We start from the raw sequence: 18,074 nt of genomic DNA on the forward strand, positions 1-18,074 counted from the left end.
TTTGCGTTCAGCATATCTTCGATTGTGCGCCGTTCACGCAAATCCAGCTCCGTATGGGCCATCTTCCATTCTCCTTGCTTTCCAGCAAGATAGGGAATTTGTCGCAACCCAGTTTAGAATGTGCCCCGGGTACAGAAAAGATACGTGTAAGCGAGGTTATGTAAATATAAGATGTTGATTCACAAGACAGCCGCCTGGCTTGTGCCTGGCTGATTCATCACGCCCGCCAGGCACCAGACTCATTGAATTTCAAAGCCGGAAGATGACGGCGGCGGCAGGTGCGATGGCGGACTAGAACACCTTTGGGCAGCTGTCGTACCGGCTGGCAATGCGCCGCCAAATTTTCAACCGGCCGGACAAGGTCCCGATGCGGTCACGCCCCTTAAACCTGCGCTTGTCGTATCAAACCGGTTTGCCGCGGCACCTCCGGCCAGCATGGATCAGGGCGCGGCGAATGCAGCGTGGAATTCGGTGGCGAGGCTTGCGGAGTCTGCTCCATACCGCGCCGAGAAATGAAATGGGATTGCGCGTTTGGCGCCAGCTTCTCTGGCGATCTCGCCGGCGGCCCGCGCAGTGAGGTGGCAAGTTGCCGCGGCAACCGGGCGGTCGGCTTCGAAGAAGGCAGCCTCAATGAACAGCTGGTCGGCAGCGCGGGAGAGCCCGATGATGCGGGACCGGTTCGGTCCGGTATCGGCGGCGTCGGTCACATAGGCGATATGCTGGCCTTTGCCTGTTCGGAACGCGCGGGTCCGCAGCGCGCCAAGGGTTACCGTCCCGGCACCTGGCACTGAGATGACGGTGTGGTCCGGCAGGTTGTCGCGAATGGCCTGCTTGGCGGCATTGATCCAGGGGCCAACCGGCAGCCCCAGTTCCGCAAGCCCGTTGCGCCAGACGTTGACACGGTCGCGTTCGAGAAAGGCAAATGCCAGCGACGGTATGCCATGATCCAGGGCGGCCGCACGGATCTCAAACGCTGGTTCAGACAGAACCCGGCCCGGCGCCATGTCCGGCGGCGGCAATTCCCGCCGGGCGAAACGCTCCCGGGCCCGGAACTCAGCCATCTCGGTGATGCGATCGCCGTCAAAGGACTGAACCGTCAGGCGAAAGTCCACGGCGGTCTCGTCCAGGAGATTCCAGGTGAAGGAGTTGAGGCGGCTTTGCATTTGCCTCACGAACCCCGGAGGCCCGAGCATCAGCAACGGGCGCGGACGATGCAGGCGCAGGCGCAGCAACCGGTCGAGGCCGGCGATATGGTCCATGTGGGCGTGGCTTATGAAAACATGGGAAACCCGCAGAAGTTCGCGCGGGGAAAGCGGCGCCGTGTCCCCGAGATCGAACAGCATCGCGCGGCGTCCGAAACGGAAATCGAGGTACAAGCCGGGATCACCAGTGGGATCATTGATCAGCCGGGGTTGGACAGGAATGCTCATCTGACATCCAAACTGTTGCCGCTCATTGCAAAAGGACGCTCAGGAACCCGCCAGGGTTTCCGCGAAATTCTCCACCCGGAACCGGTGCAGGGAGATGTTCCCGGCCCAGTAGTCTCGGGGCAAACCCGCCTTGCGCTTCAAACCCTCAACAAAGGCGTGCGGCTCGCGAAGGCCCTCCCAGACTTTAGGCAGGAAGGTTGCCCGGTGCCTGCCAACGGAAAGGATCAATCCGTCCCGTCCCGGATCAATCCGGGAGATTGCCTCTTCCTCACTGGAGAACTCTATCTCCTGGGCTCTGCTCAGCACTGTGATCTCGATCCTGATCTTACGCAGTTCTCCGGCCGTTACAGGCGAGAACCGTGGATCCCGGAATCCTGCACCAAGGGCATTCTCCGCCACGTCCTCCGCCAGGGACCGGCGCGCTTCAAGGGTGCCGACGCAGCCGCGTAACTCGCCGCCGCAGGTGAGTGTCACAAAACTGGCAGCAAACGTCTGCAACGGGGCTGACGCCGCGTCCGGCAGGGCCTCCGCTTCGTGCTGCGTTTCCAGGCGCCTGGAAATGGCGCCGCGCGCCACGTCCAGCAACTCGGCCCGGGATTTGCCGCTCAGCATTGCCGCGTCCATCGGATAAAAGGCCCAGGCGCCATAACCGACGACGCTGGACGTATCGCCTGTCTCCGATGCGCTGTCCCCCATGCCAAGCCGCAGCGCCTTGGTTCCTTGGCCGGCATGGGACAGGAGCCAGCCCTGCAGGCACTTGGCGCCGCAAGCACGGTAAGGTGTCAATTCCTCCGCTAAGCCGTTTTCCAGCAGACGCGCGGTTTCGGCGTCTCTTTCCCGTGCCGCGCTCCGGCTCAGGAAATGGCTGAGATCAGAGGAAATGACAAATAGTGTCTCAGGCCCGGCAAGCGCATCAATTGCCGCGGCGGCCTGCCCGGCCGGCGCATCGCCGCAGACCAGCGGGACGATCTGCGCATCCGGCCAGAGTGTCCGGATAAAAGGCAATTGGGTTTCGATAGCGTGTTCGTTGTCATGCGCCGCATCTTCGTCATGCGCCAAGCCGGCCACCGCCAGCTCCTCACAGGCGGGCCGGTCGATCGCAAGTACGCCAAGCGGGGTTGAGAATCTGTCCTGAGACGGGAAAGCGAGGCCGTGAAACCAGTGCCGGTGCGACGGCCCCAGCACCACGATACGCTTCGGGGACCAGGTCACTGCACCATAGGACAGCCCGGCCAGGCTGCCGGAAAACCGGTAACCGGCATGCGGGGCAACAATGGCCCGCGCCGCGGCCTCCCCAGCCTGGCCAGTCTGCTCCGCTGCCTCGAGGAATGCCCCGACCTCCGCCGAGAGCTGGTCACCGTCAGCGGTAAAGAACGTGCCGGCGAAACGGCAACTGCGTTCAGACATTGTCCCGCCCCTTTTGCGGTGCCCCTCCTACGCCTGTGATTTGTTACTATATAGGAAATATCCACCAGAAAACGGAGAGGCCGCCCGTGAAAACCGCGCGTTATTGGTCTGGCCGACCCGAGGATGACAGGCTCGTTTGCGAGCTGTGCCCGCGCTTTTGCGCACTTAAGCCGGGGCAGCGCGGCTTGTGCTTTGTGCGAAAACGCGAGGGCCAGCGCATTGTGCTGGATACCTACAACCGCTCCTCGGGCTTCTGCATCGACCCGATCGAGAAAAAACCGCTGAACCATTTTCTGCCGGGGACGCCGGTACTGAGTTTTGGCACGGCGGGATGCAACCTCGCCTGCAAGTTTTGCCAGAACCACGAAATATCGAAGAGCCGCGAGGTCGCGAGCCTGTCGGACTATGCCACGCCGGAGATGATTGCCGATGCGGCAGACAGGGCCGGGGCGGTCTCGGTCGCCTATACTTACAACGATCCGGTGATCTTTCACGAATACGCTGTCGACATCGCGCAGGCTTGTCACGAAAAAGGCATCCGCAGCGTGGCGGTCACGGCCGGCTACATAACGCCCGAACCGCGCGAAGAGTTCTTTGCGAACATGGATGCGGCGAACATCGATCTGAAGGCTTTCACCGAAGAATTTTATTGGAAACTCACCGCCGCGCACCTGGCGCCAGTGCTGGAGACCATCGAGTATGCCGTGAAAGAAACCGGCTGCTGGGTGGAGCTGACGACGCTGCTGATCCCCGGCTGCAACGACAGCGACGCGGAACTGGCGGAGATGTCCGAATGGGTGGTTGATAAGCTCGGGCCGGACGTGCCGTTGCACTTTTCGGCCTTTCATCCGGACTACCGGATGTCGGACGTGCCGCCGACGCCGCAGGCGACCCTTTTGAGGGCGCAAGAAATCGCCAGGGCAGCCGGCGTGCGGCACGTCTATGTCGGCAACACCCACCACGAGGAGGGGCAGTCGAGCTATTGCTTGGGTTGCGGCGGACTGGTGATCGGCCGCGACTGGTATCAGATTTTGCAATGGAACCTGACGGATGACGGGCAGTGCCGGAACTGCGGCACCGTATTACCCGGTGTATTTGAAGGGCCGCCCGGCGACTGGGGGCGCAAACGGAAACCGCTGCGGGTCGGGTGACTGGTCAGAGGACGGCAGGCGCGGACACAGCAGCCCGGTTTGCTGCCTTGCGCGGCAAGTGCAAAAAAGGCGCCGATTTGAGGCTTGTAGTCCCCGCACTACATTGTGCGGTGGAGAAACCGCATGGGAATTGCGAAACGTTTGCTTCTGCTTCTTGGTCTGATCGTCCTGGCCTTGCTTGCAGCGGAGCCCCTGAAAGCCCAGACCGAAAGCGAAGGCGCTGCCGGACATCATGTGCTGTTCACAGTGATTGAAGGCCCGATCGGCCCGGCAACCGTTCATCATGTTGAGCGGGTGCTCCAGCAGTCCCGGGATCCGCCTGCGGAGGCGGTTGTGCTGCAGCTGAACACGCCTGGCGGGCTCGCCGATGCGATGCGCGAGATCATTTCGCTGATACTGCAGTCTCAGGTGCCTGTGATCACCTATGTGGCCCCGCCCGGAGCCCATGCGGCCAGCGCCGGGACCTATATTCTCTATGCCAGCCATGTCGCGGCGATGGCGCCTGGAACCAACCTGGGCGCGGCGACACCTGTCGCTATCGGCGGGCTTCCCGACGGCTTGCCCGACCGGGACCCCAGAGGGGAGCGGGATGAGGAGAAAGACACCAACGGCAGCCCGGCCCGCAGCCCAACGGCGCCCAAGACCGCTTTGGAGGCCAAGGCAACCAACGACGCGGCCGCACTGATCCGCAGCCTAGCGGAGCTGCACGGCCGCAATGCGGACTGGGCCGAAAAAGCAGTGCGCCAGGCCGAGAGCCTGTCTGCAACCAGAGCGCTGGAGCTCAATGTCATCGATCTGGTTGCTGCCGACCTTGACGCTCTTTTGCGCGATGCCGACGGGCGCAGTGTGGTGATGGGGGAAGCCCGGAAGCAGATTTTCACCGCCGGACTGCCGGTCGAGCGGGTCGAAATGGACATGGTCATCCGTATTCTCAGCGTTTTGTCGAACCCGAATGTGGCCCTGGTGCTGATGATGCTTGGGGTCTACGGGCTGATCTTCGAATTCTGGAATCCCGGCGCCCTGGTGCCCGGTGTTGTGGGGGCGATCTGTCTCACCCTGGGGCTCTTTGCCCTCAACCAGCTGCCGTTGAATTACGCAGCCCTGGCGCTCCTGGGGATCGGTGTGGCCTTCATGGTTGCCGAGGCATTTTCGCCAAGTTTCGGCGTCTTGGGACTTGGCGGGCTGATCGCCTTTTCGCTGGGCGCGGCGATGCTGGTGGATGCCGATACACCCGCCTTCCGCGTCTCTTGGTGGCTGATCGCCAGCATGGCACTGACCAGCGCCGCGGTGCTGGTTCTGCTGCTCGGCTACACGATCCGTGTCTACCGGCGGCAGCTGGTATCGGGGTCGGCACGCATGATCGGGGCCAAAGCCAGAGTGCTCGACTGGCAAGATGGCAGCGGTTTTGTCTGGGTGGAGGGCGAGCGCTGGCAGGCGAAGGGGCTTTCCGGCCTGCAGCCGGGCCAATACGTCCGCGTCAACGGGATCAAGGACCTCACACTGCATGTTGTGGCCGACACCGGATCAGGACCGGGAACAACCAGGGGAGAATGAGATGGAAGCACTTCCTTTCGATTGGGTCGCCTATCTGCTGGCAGTCGTCCTGCTGGCGCTTTTCCTGCAGGCGGCAGTCTACATCTTCCGCGAATATGAACGCGGGGTGCTGTTCACGCTGGGCCGGTTCACCCGGGTTTCGGGGCCCGGCTTTGTGCTGATCATTCCGGTGGTCCAGCAGCTGGTGCGGACAGACCTGCGCATGTTTGTCGAGGATGTGCCCAGCCAGGATGTCATCAGCCGCGACAATGTCTCGGTCAAGGTCAACGCGGTGATCTATTTCAGGATCGTCGACCCGCAGCGCGCGATCATCAACGTCGCGGATTTCCGGGCTGCCGTCAGCCAGCTGGCGCAAACCACCCTGCGATCGGTTCTGGGCAAGCACGAGCTGGATGAAATGCTTTCCGAACGCGACAAGCTCAATGCCGACATCCAGGAAATCCTCGACCGCCAGACCGACGCCTGGGGCATCAAGGTGGCAAACGTCGAGATCAAGCACGTGGATATCGACGAAAGCATGGTCCGCGCCATCGCCAAGCAAGCGGAAGCAGAGCGGCTCCGCCGCGCCCGGGTCATCAACGCCGCCGGCGAATTCCAGGCCGCATCCAAGCTGGTCGAGGCGGGCAAACTGCTGGCCACGCAGCCCAATTCCATGCAGCTGCGCTACTTCAATGCGCTGACCGACATTGCAACGGGCCGGACCACGACAGTTGTGTTCCCGCTGCCGGTCGACCTTCTTCCCAACGCGAAAAAGCCAAAAGAGTGATGCAAATGCGCTGAAGCCTGAGGCTCCGCACCTCTGTCTCACTCGCTTTCGGGTGCAAATGTGCTGCGGGCCCAATTGAGAGCCGCGGGGATTGCACCGGGGCCTGCGTATCAGCCCGCTGCGCGGCCTTCTCCAACGAACAGCTTTTGAATGTCGACAAACAGCCCGTCCTCGACCGAGGCTTTCATCTCCGCCCAGGCCTCCGGCGCCTCAATGATGCTGTCATACAGAGCCCGCGGCGCTACCAAGGTTTCCAGCACATCGCCGGAGAACATGTCGGCCCATTGGAACACCAGCCCGCCATCGTCCTGCATGTCCACCAGCCGCATCTCGACACCGGTCTGTATTGGCGCGCCGGGCAAGCCGTGGATCATCGCCAGCTTGGTAAGTTCGACGATGCTGTCTTCCAGCTCAGCGTCGCCGATCAGCAGCTTCTCACGCAGCGCAGGCCAGCCGAACACCAGCCGCGGCGACAGTTCATCGCCGATTGCCCGCGCCTCGGCCGATGCCTGGCCGCCATAGGCCAGATTAAACGTGCCCTGGGCCTCATCTTCGAGGGCAACCCAATCGCCAAGCCGCTGCGCGGGCTGAACCGAAAACCACTGGCCGCGCGCCATGTCGAGATAGTTCAGCACCGGATCCAGCATGAATTCGGTGCCGCAGCTGCTGCAGGCGACAACCTGGAACGTGCCTTCGATGATGTCCTGCCGCAGGTCCGGACGCCGGTCGGCATTGACGCTTTCGGCCAGGGTGACGGTGATCTGCTCCTCGCACGAGGGGCAGGTCACGGTGATATCATTCATGATTGACATTGGTATGCCCCTTTAGTTGCTCATGTCTTTTTCCAGCCACTCGCGGGCCGGGTGCTTGGGGTTCATCTTGCCGCTGTGGAAGGCGGCATAGATGTCGGCGAACCATTCGCCAGGCGCCCGGAACTGGTAGCCGCGCACCCCTTGCGACCGGGCCGCAAACTCGTAGCTGACCCATTTTCCGGAATAGGCTTCCTGATAGACCCGGCCGCCGATCTGCAGCCGTTTCGTCTCGGTCGCGCTGTACCAGATGGTCTTGTCCGAGCGGATCGAGTCGCACCAGGCTTCGGCTTCCAGCCGCCGCTGGTCCCATTCATCCGCCTCGGCACCGCCGGCGGGGTCCGGCTTGGCATAGTTGCCGCCCGGTTTGGACAGGTAGGAAGCGATGTACGACTTGTCATACTTGAAATGTTTGGCCGCCTTGTCGGCGATCTCGCTGACGTCACCGCCGTATTCCTTCCAGCCCCCGTATTTCTTGCTGGAGCCGTTGCGTTTCATGACGCCGTATTTGTCATCCACCGCATGGCCGATTTCATGCAGCGTCGTCCAGTTGAAGGATTGCGCCGGGGTATCGTCCACCGGCTTGCAATTCTCGTCCACCTCGCCCAGCTGCCATTCCTGGCCGATGACGGTCTCCTCTGGCATCTCGGCACGGCCAATGCGCAGCTTGACGTTCTTGGTCATCCGCTTGTTGGCGAAACTGTAGCTCTTGCCGAAGGAGGAAGTGCCCTTTTCGGTGCCGAAACGCTGGACCAAGGCCATCGACGGGTTCTGGCTGGTGTGCCCCTCATCAAGATCAGCCATCAGCGAGAACAGCCGGGTCACGTTAGGTGCCATCGCCTCAAGGTCGGTATCCGGGATATTGCCTGCCTTGTCGGTGGTCTGCTTCAGCTCCATGCCGAAGCGCATTTCCAGGACTTTCTTACAGGCCTTGCGCTTGACCGACGGGTCAAGGGTTTCGAACATCTCGTCCAGCTCCTTCATCCCTTCCTTGGTCTCCAGGAGCTTCTTGATTTTGGCCTCATCCGGCTCTTCATTGGAGTGCATATCCGCTTTCACCTCGGCGATGGTGCAGATCTTCTCGCACTTCTTGAGGTTGTCCAGCGCCTCCTTGGGCTTGAGTGCGGCGGCCATTTCCTCGGCCGCTGACAGATAGAGACGGGCCTCGTCCACCTCTTCGGCAACGCTGTAGTGGGCCGTGTGGCTGACCAGCGCGTCGACCCGCGGCTTCACCTCCCCGAGCTTGGTTTTGTAGGCAGCGTGATGCGTGCCGATGCCCACCGCCTTGTCCAGGAGCTCTTCGGCTGCTTTGACAAACTGCATGGCGGTATTGAACTCGCCTTTGCCGACCGCCCCTTTGGCGCCAAGAATGTTCCGGGCGGAGGCATCGAACAGCCCTTTCAGCGCCGCCGGTTCGGTGTGCTTGGCCTTCTCCTCGCCATGGCGCTTCTCCAGCGCCTTCACTTCGGCATCCAGCTGCACGTATTGCTCGGCCAGCAGGAAGGCGCGGGCGACCGAGGACGCGGCCTGGGCCAGTTTGTCCCGGGCCGAGGGAACCTCGGCGGTTTCATTGAATTCATGATCCGCCTCATCCAGCAGGCGCTGGATGCGGGCCATGTGGTCCTTGACCTGCTGGCAGTCCTTGCCGTCATGGGTCTGCAGCTTTTGCAACTCGCCGCGCACCGCTTCCAGCTGTTTGTCAAAGCCCTTGGTCTCGGTCGGGCCGGCTTCCTTCAGTTCCTTGGCCATGCCATTCAGAGCCGCCTGGGACTTGGCGGCCGCCGCAACCTTGGCAGCGTCATCCGCAATCGCCTGAGCCACAGCCTTCAGTTCCGCGAATTTGCGCTTGGCCTCCTCACCGGTGAGCTTGGCCAGGCGGATGTCCAGCCGTTCCAGCTGCAGCGCCACGGTATCGTCCTTGGGATAGTCCTTGCGCAGGTCGGCCACCGCCTTGTCCGCGGCTTCCCGGACGGGTTTGTACTCTTTGTGCTCCTTGCCGATGCGGGTCGGCTCAACGCACATCGGCGCAATCTGATCCACGATCTTCATCGCGTTCGGGTAAGTATTGGCAGCGACTTCCTCATCGACCTGGTCCAGCAGGCGCTTGGCCCGCACATAGTCCGCTTCAACCGGCGGACAGCGTACCTCGAAGAGTTTCTGAACAGCCTCACCGGCCGTATCGCGCTTGGGCTTCAGCTCTGCATGGCGGGTGATTTTGTCCTGCGCTCGGTAGATATCCCAGGCCGCGGTATTGATCAGCGCGATGGCCTGATCGTATTGCCGGTCCGCGATCAGCGCGTCGATCTTGTCCAATTTCGGCTTCATCGCGTCATAGTCGTCCTTGACCAGCGGATCGGTATCTACCGGTGACAGGCGGTCGGTGATCTCATCCTTCTTCTCGTCGACGGCCTTGATGTAATCAGCAAACATTTTCCTGTAGAGATCAACGCTCTCCTTGGCCTTCTGCAGCTTGGCCAGCGCATCCTTCCACTTTTTGCTGTTGGCATCGGTTTCCGCGGCTGTTTTCTGCTCGCCATATTTGGCGAACTCCTTGTCCAGCACGTCCTTGGGTTTGCCATAGGTGCCATTGGCGGCATCGAACCAGTCATTGTGCTGCTTGATGGCGCCCTTGAGCAAAGCGTCATAGGCGTCATAGTCTGCCGCCTTGCGCTCCAGGTCCCGCAGCAAGGCCGTCAGTTTGGCAATTTCAGTAACTGCAGCCGCGGGATCCTTGGTGGTCTCTGCCTTCTGCTTGGCATCCTCGAACACCTTGTCGATTGCCTCGGTTTCTGTCTTCAGGGCCTCGCCGCGGTCCTTGGCCGTAGCCGACGTGTAAGCCGATTTGTGGGCGTCACGGGCGCGTTTGTAGACACTGTACTGAACGAGTTTGTCCAAAAGAGCGGCCAGCTGGCTGCGCGCCGATTCCAGATCGGCCTTGATCCCAGCATCGTCCTGCGGGCTCTTGCCGATTTTGCCTTGTGCCGTCTGCACCGGCTTGACCGCATTGGTGAGCTCCGTGGTGAAAATATTGTCCTTGTCGAGCCCGTCCAGGGAGGTCTTGAAGGATTCAATCGAAGTGATGACCCCTGAAAAGTCGCCTGAACCGGATTCGATTGTCGATTTGACGTTGTCGACATACCCCGCGTTGCGGGCAAAGATGTCGGCTTCCGACTTGGCGGTGTCCGCCACCTTCTTGGCTTCATCAATATGCTTCTTGGCCAGCTTGTAGTCTTCCTTGGCCACCGCATCAGTGGCCTTGCCTTCCAGCGCTGTTACCTGGTCGGTCAGCCCGCTTACCTTGCCGATGTACTTGGCATCCCAGGCATCCTTGGCGGTCTTCAGCAGCTTCTTGGCATCCAGGTAGGCCTTGTAGTCCTGTGCCAGCGCCTGAAGTTTGGCAAACTCCGCAGTGATCGCTTCGCAAATCTTTTGGCCATGCAGGAACTTGGCCTCCTCGCCTTTGACCTTTGCAGAGGCAAGATCCGTCTCCAGCCCGGAGATGTGCTTGGTGATGCCTTCGTGGCCGTCATGGGCCTTGAGGTCCTTGATATTCTGCTCTGCGGTCTTGTAGGCGGCCTTGAAGTCCTTGGACCGTTTCATCGCGTCATAAAGCGTGTTGTCCAGATTGTCCGCACGCTCCAGCATTGAAAGGGATTTCAGGAAACTCTTGGTCTTGGAGATGTCCGCGTCCGCAATCAGCTTGCGCATTTGGCCGAGGTAGAGTTTGACCTCGGAGGCATCAGGGTGTTTTTCACGGTCGGTGAGGTACCCTTTCACATCGTTCATCTTCTTGGTGTAGCTGGCTGCCCGTTCCGCCCGCCATCTTGCTTGCTGGGCGCGGTCCGCCATGGGCTCCAGCGTTTTCATTGCCACGCCATATTCGGGGGGATTTGCCGTCCCTTTGGCTTCTGCGGCGTCGAAATCCTCCTTGATCTTGCGCAGGGTACCCTTGATCAGATCATGCACCGAAGCGTCTCCAAGCGGGTAGTCGGAGAGCAGATCATCGACCCGTTTCTTGCGGTCCGCAAAGAGCGCCGAATACTGCGAACAGGCGTCTGCGTATTTCTCGGCTTCGGCGCAGGTCTTGGCCAGGGGCGGCAAGGCGGCCAGCGCCTCCTTGTACTTGTGCTCCCCTGCCAGCACCTTGGCCGCAGCCAGCCCGTCAGTGATCGTCTTGATCCGGGCCTTGACCGGTTCTTCGTCCTTCTTGTTGTGGTTCTCCAGCGCCTTCACCCGGGGCTCGAACAGTTCGAGCTGCGCTTCCCAGGCCGCCTTGTCAGCCAGCAGCTGGGCGATGTCCCTTTCGCTCTGCTCCAGCTGACGCATAGCCTCTTCGACCGTTTGGCCGATCTTGACGGGATCGATTTCATCTTTTCCGGACAGCCCGTCCTTGGCGGTATCCAGCGGCTGGCTCAGACGCGCCGGCGGGGTGTCGCCCAAGCTCGTTTCAAACTCCTGCCCCATATGCTCGATATAGCCGCGCACCCGTTCGACCTCTTCGAGAGCCGCGGCGATCTGGGCGGCGCGCTCGGCGCCGGCATCAGCGATCCCCTGCAGGTCATTGGCCGCCTTGCGGGCAGCGGCCAGCCCCTTCTCGTCCTCCAGACCGGTGATGACAGCAGTCAGCTTGTCGATGGCAGAGGACTGTTCCGGCAGCACCCGCCGCGCTACATCCAGCGCTTTCTCCATCGCGGAGAGCCGCCGTGTCAGGGTCTCCTTGGCCTTCTCAAAATTTCCGCTGCCTTGATCAGTGGGCTCTTTTCCGGTCCCGGTTTCATCGCCTTCGCTTTGCGTATCCGTGGCCTCAGGCCGCGCTTCAGTCTGCTGCTTCGCTTCCGGCTGCGGCGCCGGCTGGGCCAGCTTCTGCAGCGCCGGCACCAGTTTCTTGGCCGCCGCAATGGCCTTGCCGTATTCGCCGCCCTTGGCCAGCGCAATCACCTGCGCCCAGGCCGCCTGCAGCTTCTCGGCGGCAGTGGGCGCGGCCGCAACGGCCTTATCGTAGATCACCTGGATCTTGGGCTGCAGCGCTTCCCATTTGGGTTTGTTCGGATCTTCGCTTTCTTCCGGGCCTGGCGGGGCTGAGGACAGCTTGTCGAGCGCCTGGCCAACCTTGGCAAGCCCTGCCTCCAGCCGGTCGAACTGTTCCGCCTTGAACAGTTCCAGCAGCTGTTTGTAGTGCTTGCCGAACAGTTTGGCCGTGTCCGTCTCCAGTTCCTGTATCCGGCCACCCAGCGCCTTGAGCTGGTCCCGCAACCCGCTGGTGTCCTTTTGCGGCTCTTCTTTCTGTTCCGGCTGCTTGGCCTCCGGCTGCGGAGTCCCGGTTTGCTGGCTGGCGCCCTCCTCCGCCAGATCGGGATCGTCCGGCAGGTCCTCCTCGATTTCGGCTTCCAGCACCTTGCCGGATTCGTCCAGCACCTGAACGTTCAGCCGGACCTTTTCGGACAGCAGGTATTTCTTGAGCTTTTTTGCGATTGAGGGAACGGTCTTTATGCATGTGAGCGACAGGACCTTGCCCTCGACCGTGGCGGTGCCAAATGCCGCCTTGGTGCCGACACCCTCGTCCTTTGCTGCCTTGCCCACCACCTTGGCAGGTTTTCGGCGGTCCATGCCGAAGTAGTCGTCTTTGGGCCCGCTGCCGGGATTGTAGGCAAAAGTAACCGGCTGCTTCTTTGCCAGCTTTATGAGTTTCTTCAGCTCCCCGCCACGCACATCAAACGCACCCATAACACTCTCCCCAATGGCTTTACGGCAAAATCACTCTTCTTACGCTAGGTCACCAATGCCGGTTTGCGCAACGGTTTATGGCGCTGCGGCGCGCAGGGAACCGCCAGCCGCCGCCAAAGGGGCTGGCCCGTGTACTTCCGCCACGAACGCTCTGCTGTCCCGGTTCAGGGTACCAGAACCGCGGCCCCCTGCAGCTGCCCCTGCCGCATATCCTCAAGCGCCTGATTGGCTTCTTCCAGAGCATAAACCCGGGTCTGCGTCGCAATGCCCGCCTCAGCCGCCAACGCCAGGAACTCCTCACCGTCCTGCCGGGTCAGATTGGCAACCGACAAAATGTGCCGCTCACCCCACAGGTCCGCATAGGAAAAGGCAGGAATGTCGCTCATGTGAATACCGCCGCAAACGACCCTGCCGCCCTTGCGCACGGCTTTCAATGCCGCCGGCACAAGGCTGCCTAGGGGCGCAAAGATAATGGCGGCATCCAGTTCCTCCGGCGGCACTTCATCGGAACTGCCTGCCCAGGCCGCGCCAAGGCTGCGGGCAAACTCCTGCGCTGCGGTGTCACCCGGCCGAGTCAGGGCAAACACCTTCCGGCCCTGCCAGACCGCCAGTTGCGTCAGGATATGCGCGGCAGCGCCGAACCCGTAGATACCGACATTTCCGCCATCGCCCGCCATCCGGTAACTGCGGTAGCCGATCAGCCCGGCACACAGCAGCGGCGCCAGCGCAACCGGGCTGGCCGTCTCATCCAGCCGGAACACGTAACGGGCATCCGCCACACAGGCTTCGGCAAACCCGCCGTTGCGGGTGTAGCCAGAGAAAACAGGCGCATCGCAGAGATTTTCCTGGCCTTCCAGGCAATAGCGGCAATGACGGCAGGTGGCGCCCAGCCAGGGCACACCCACCCGCTGGCCGGTTTCGAGCCCGTCAGCCTGCCGTCCCTTGGCCACGATGCGGCCCACGATTTCATGCCCTAAAATCAGGGGAACCGCAGGCTCCGTCAGATCCCCATCCGCAATATGAAGATCCGTGCGGCACACGCCGCAGGCCTCGACCTTTATCAGAACATCCCAAGGCCCCGGTTCCGGCTGAGAAATGTCCTCCAGGCGGAGCGCCTCTTGGGCCTTGCGGAATACCATTGCGCGCATCTTGCGCCTCCTCCGGGACAGAATACCCCAAAAATAGTGTTACCGAAGTGATCAGGATCAAGCCGCCCTGCCGACTTGGGCCCAGGCCTGCGGATGAAAAAAAGGCCCGAACTTTAGGCAGGCAGCAGAGAACCGAACAGGATTTCAGCAACCGCGCCTGGCCTGGCTGCGGAAATCTCTCCATCCCGGGACGGCCAGACTATACTTGGCGCATGACGCTAGCTGTCCCGCTTCTCGTATTCTCTGATCTCGATGGCACCTTGTTGAGCCACGAGGACTATTGCTGGGAGCCCGCCCGCCCGGCGCTGACAGCGCTGAAGGAGGCCGGGGCGGGTGTCATTCTGGCGACCAGCAAGACGGCGGCTGAAGTTGCTCCGCTGAGGCGTTCGATGGGTCTCGGGAGATGGCCTGCAATTGTCGAAAACGGCGCCGGGCTGCTCGGGACAGGAGAGGAGACCGCCTCGCAATGCAGCCGGTACCCGGACCTGCTGGACCGGATTGCAGTGCTGCCGCCGGGCTTCCGCGGCTTTGGGGCGATGTCCGATCACGAGGTTGCAGATCTTACCGGCCTCACACTCGGGTCAGCCCGGAACGCCCGGACCCGGGACTTCAGCGAACCAGGTGTCTGGCAGGGCACGGAGGCAGACCTCGGCCGGTTCCTGAAGGCGGCTCAATCTGCCGGTCTGCAGGCGCAGCGCGGCGGGCGGTTCCTGACGCTTTCCTTCGGCGGCAACAAGGCGGACAGGCTGCGGGATCTGGCAAGGCTCTATTCCGCCGGGCTGACCGCGGCCCTTGGCGATGCGCCCAATGACGCCGCGATGCTGCAGGCCGCGGACGTCGGATTTATCGTCAGCAACCCGCACGGGCCGGATCTGCCGCCCCTGCCGGGGGAAGCGGAAGGGCGCATCCGCCGTACCGAACTTGCCGGGTCGGCCGGCTGGAACGCCGCTGTCCTCGGCCTGCTGCAGGACCTTAATCTGACCAAGGAGGAAGCAAGCGATGGCTGACTTTCACCAGAACGGAAACATCACCACGCTGCATAATCTGCGAACTCGCAGCCTTGAGGACCTGACGCATGAGCTCACGGTCTATGCTAAAACCAGGCGTATCACCCTGATCCTGCCCTGTCTCTATTCCGAGCTGGAAGGCCCGGCGCTGGAGAACATCGTGGAAGAGCTGGCACAGGTGCCCTATTTGCACCGGATCATCATCGGATTGGACCAGGCGGACGAGGCGCAATTCCGCCGTGCGCGCAAATTCTTCGCCAGGCTGCCGCAAGATCACATCGTGATCTGGAACGACAGCCCGCGGATGCAGGTGCTGGAGGCTCGGCTCGGCACTCTGGGACTCGCCCCGCAGGAGCCAGGCAAGGGCAAGAACGTCTGGTCCTGCATCGGCTATCTCCTGGCCTGTGCCGACAGCGCGGTCATGGCGATCCATGATTGCGACATTCTCACCTATGACCGCGAGATGCTGGCGCGGCTGGTCTACCCGGTTGTCAATCCGGGGTTCTCCTACCAGATGTCCAAAGGGTTCTATCCGCGGATCGGGTCGGGCAAGCTGAACGGGCGGGTGACCCGCCTGCTGGTAAGCCCCCTTCTGATTGCCCTGAAGCGTGTGGTCGGCGACCGTGACTACCTCGACTACCTGCGCAGCTTCCGCTATCCGCTGTCCGGGGAGTTCGCGATGCGGACCCATGTGCTGGCAGACCTGCGCATCCCTTCGGATTGGGGCCTGGAGGTCGGTGTGCTTTCCGAAGCCTGGCGCAACCTGGCGCCGAAATCGGTGTGCCAGGTCGAGATTTCCGACGCCTATGACCACAAGCACCAGGAATTGTCGCCCGAGGATGCCTCGCGGGGCCTCAGCCGCATGTCCACCGACATCTGCAAGGCGATCATCCGAAAGCTGGCGGCGGATGGCACGGTCTTCACACCAAATGTGTTCAGAACCCTCAAAGCGACCTACTACCGGTCGGCGCTGGATCTGCTGGAAGGCTACCACAGCGATGCCAAGATGAACGGCTTGTCAGTTGATCGGCATAATGAAGAAAAGTCGATCGAGCTTTTTGCAGAGAACATTCTGCGTGCAGGCCATATTTTCCTGGAAAACCCGCATGAAACGCCCTTTATCCCGACCTGGAACCGGGTGCATTCGGCCGACCCGGATTTCTTGGCGGATCTCAAGGCTGCGGCAGTTGCTGACCAGGACGAGTTTGCCTGATCCGGCCTGATCAGACCCTGTTGCTGATCCAGCGGCATTGGTAGGGCGCAAAGGGAATTTCAGGACCGGCCGGTGCAATCCGCTCTCCGGTTATCAGGTCGGTCCAATCGTCGCCTTCGATCAGGTTGATTGCCGTGGGGCTGACGGTCACGGTGTCTTTGCTGACGTTGTGCAGCGCAAAAATGGATTGGTCCCGGTCCAGGCTCTGCCGCCAGATCCCGAACAGGCGCTCGTCCAGCGCCAGCGTGAACTGCGTTGCGTTGGGGTGAAAAGCCGGCTGACGGCCGCGGAGCTTCAGCAGGCGGCTCATCTCCCCCAGCACCCGCGACTGGTCCGAATGCGGATCGTCCAGCCGCTCAAGCAGATCCGGGTAATGCCACTGGTGCCGGTTAATGGCACGGTTCATGCCGCGCCGCTCGACGGCCTCGTGATCGTTCGGGGTCGCCAGCAGCGAATGAATATAGAAGGCCGGGATGCCCTCAAGCGACATCACGATGGTCTGGGAGCACAGAAACCTCGGGATCTGCAGCGCATCCTCGCCCGGGAAGGTGCAGCGCATCGCCTCGAAATAGGAGCAGTTCAGCTCGTAGGGCTCCTCGCCGCCCCCCGGTTTGGCCCGCATCGACACCAGCCCGCCGGCCTGCCGCGCGGCGTCTATCATCCGCGCCCTTTCTTCCGGCGGCAGAACACCTTCGGCGGGGCGCATACCGATGCCGTCATGGCTGGCGGTGAAGTTCAGATAAGCACAGCCCAGCTGCGCCGGCGGCATCGCCGATTGCCAGCGGTGCAAGTAGCGCGCCGTCCCGGACTGCATGGCGTGCAGGATCAAGGGCGGCAGCGGGAAGTTGTAGATCGCGTGCGCTTCGTTCCGGTTGCCGAAGTAACTCAGGTTTTCGCTGCGCGGCACATTGGTTTCTGTCAGCAGCACAACAGTTTCGGTCGCATAGTCGCACAGCAGCCGCATCAGCTGCACGATGGCGTGGGTCTGCGGCAGGTGGATGCAGCGGGTGCCTGCCTGCTTCCAGATGAAGGCCACCGCGTCCAGCCGCAGGATGCGTACCCCCTTGCTGATGTGCAGGCGGATGATGCCCAGCATCTCCAGCAGCACGTCCGGGTTGGTGAAGTCCAGATCAACCTGGTCATGGCTGAAGGTGCACCAGACAAGACGGGTTCCATTGCGGGTCTCGACGGCCTGCAGCAGCGGCGTGGTGCGCGGGCGCACTGCCTGCGAGAGGTCGTCATCAGGGCTGGCCTCATAGAAGTAGCGGTCATAGGGGACATTGCCCTGGCGGTACTCATTGAACCAATGGCCCTGGCTGGACACGTGATTGAGCACCAGATCTGACATCAGGTGGAAATGCGACGCGATCCGGGTGATGTCCTCCCAGTCTCCCAGCTGCGGGTTCACCGCCCGGTAGTCGGTCACCGCAAAGCCATCGTCCGAGGTATAGGGAAAAAATGGCAGGATATGGACGCCGTTGATCACCCCGCGCATACGGCTGAGCAGGAAATCGTACAGCACGTCCAGCGGTTTGTGGCTGCCATCCTGCAGCGAGTTTCCGTAAGTGATCAGAACCGCGTCGCGCTCGGACCACAGCCGGTTGCCCGGCCTGCGGCCGCGCTTGCGGCGGTGCGTGCCCTCGGGCCAGAAGGCTGAAACGACCCGTGCCGCGAGCTGCGCAGTGTCGTGGTCCGGGTAAATTTGCTGCAGCAGCCCGGCCAGTCGTGCGTCGAATGCGGTGGTTGCATGGGTCACTTGCAGTCAGAGCTCCTGTCAAATGCTCCGGACAAAACTCTCCGGCACGGTCCGATGTTTTCGCAGCCGGGCCAGGGCTGTCAAATGCCGGCGGGGCGGAAGCGGGAAA

Annotated in this window: 11 protein-coding genes and 1 pseudogene; 5 read left to right on the forward strand and 7 right to left on the reverse strand. The window is 61.9% G+C overall.

Annotated elements, in window-relative coordinates; all coding sequences use genetic code 11:
* Positions 1-291 precede the first annotated feature (291 nt).
* From AB1A62_RS19735 to amrB, 3 genes and pseudogenes are all read right to left on the reverse strand, one after another.
* Positions 292-432, reverse strand: a pseudogene (locus AB1A62_RS19735) (IS5/IS1182 family transposase); the annotation flags it as partial.
* Between the two features lie 8 nt (positions 433-440).
* Positions 441-1,430 carry an MBL fold metallo-hydrolase gene (locus AB1A62_RS19740; protein WP_366663176.1) on the reverse strand — a complete coding sequence of 330 codons (990 nt, stop codon included), beginning with the start codon at positions 1,428-1,430 and terminating at the stop codon, positions 441-443.
* Positions 1,431-1,469: 39 nt separating this feature from the next.
* Positions 1,470-2,837, reverse strand: a complete 1,368-nt coding sequence (gene amrB, locus AB1A62_RS19745; RefSeq protein ID WP_366663177.1) for an AmmeMemoRadiSam system protein B — start codon at positions 2,835-2,837, stop codon at positions 1,470-1,472.
* Between the two features lie 86 nt (positions 2,838-2,923).
* On the opposite strand from amrB, the gene amrS reads away from it, so the two are divergent.
* The 3 genes from amrS (at position 2,924) to AB1A62_RS19760 (ending at position 6,308) form a co-directional block, all read left to right on the forward strand.
* Positions 2,924-3,988, forward strand: a complete 1,065-nt coding sequence (gene amrS / locus AB1A62_RS19750) for an AmmeMemoRadiSam system radical SAM enzyme (RefSeq protein WP_366663178.1) — start codon at positions 2,924-2,926, stop codon at positions 3,986-3,988.
* 123 nt (positions 3,989-4,111) lie between these two features.
* Entirely contained in the window at positions 4,112-5,542 is a 1,431-nt protein-coding gene (locus AB1A62_RS19755) for a nodulation protein NfeD (RefSeq protein WP_366663179.1), read from the forward strand.
* 1 nt (position 5,543) lies between these two features.
* Entirely contained in the window at positions 5,544-6,308 is a 765-nt protein-coding gene (locus tag AB1A62_RS19760) for a slipin family protein (RefSeq protein ID WP_366663180.1), read from the forward strand.
* 110 nt (positions 6,309-6,418) lie between these two features.
* On the opposite strand, the gene AB1A62_RS19765 is transcribed toward AB1A62_RS19760, so the two are convergent.
* From AB1A62_RS19765 to AB1A62_RS19775, 3 genes are all read right to left on the reverse strand, one after another.
* The gene (locus AB1A62_RS19765) at positions 6,419-7,120 is read right to left on the reverse strand and encodes a CpXC domain-containing protein (protein WP_366663181.1); all 702 of its coding nucleotides are present in this window, start codon (positions 7,118-7,120) and stop codon (positions 6,419-6,421) included.
* 12 nt (positions 7,121-7,132) lie between these two features.
* Positions 7,133-12,841, reverse strand: a complete 5,709-nt coding sequence (locus AB1A62_RS19770; RefSeq protein WP_366663182.1) for a hypothetical protein — start codon at positions 12,839-12,841, stop codon at positions 7,133-7,135.
* A gap of 164 nt (positions 12,842-13,005) precedes the next feature.
* Positions 13,006-13,989, reverse strand: coding sequence for a zinc-dependent alcohol dehydrogenase family protein (locus tag AB1A62_RS19775; RefSeq protein ID WP_366663183.1), 984 nt, complete (start codon positions 13,987-13,989; stop codon positions 13,006-13,008).
* A gap of 212 nt (positions 13,990-14,201) precedes the next feature.
* Between AB1A62_RS19775 and AB1A62_RS19780 the strand changes: the two genes are divergently transcribed.
* Together AB1A62_RS19780 and AB1A62_RS19785 are read left to right on the forward strand one after the other, a co-directional pair.
* Positions 14,202-14,996 carry an HAD-IIB family hydrolase gene (locus AB1A62_RS19780; protein ID WP_366663184.1) on the forward strand — a complete coding sequence of 265 codons (795 nt, stop codon included), beginning with the start codon at positions 14,202-14,204 and terminating at the stop codon, positions 14,994-14,996.
* Positions 14,989-16,209: a glycosyl transferase gene (locus AB1A62_RS19785; protein WP_366663185.1), complete on the forward strand. Its 1,221-nt coding sequence runs from the start codon at positions 14,989-14,991 to the stop codon at positions 16,207-16,209. Before AB1A62_RS19780 ends, AB1A62_RS19785 begins: the two co-directional genes overlap by 8 nt.
* Before the next feature lie 10 nt (positions 16,210-16,219).
* Here the strand turns inward: AB1A62_RS19785 and AB1A62_RS19790 are convergent, their stop codons facing one another.
* Positions 16,220-17,965 (reverse strand): sugar phosphorylase, encoded by a 1,746-nt coding sequence (locus tag AB1A62_RS19790; RefSeq protein ID WP_366663186.1) that lies wholly within the window; start codon positions 17,963-17,965, stop codon positions 16,220-16,222.
* Positions 17,966-18,074: the final 109 nt, after the last annotated feature.

It is taken from the genome of Leisingera sp. JC11 (assembly GCF_040704725.1).
Classification (GTDB): domain Bacteria; phylum Pseudomonadota; class Alphaproteobacteria; order Rhodobacterales; family Rhodobacteraceae; genus Leisingera.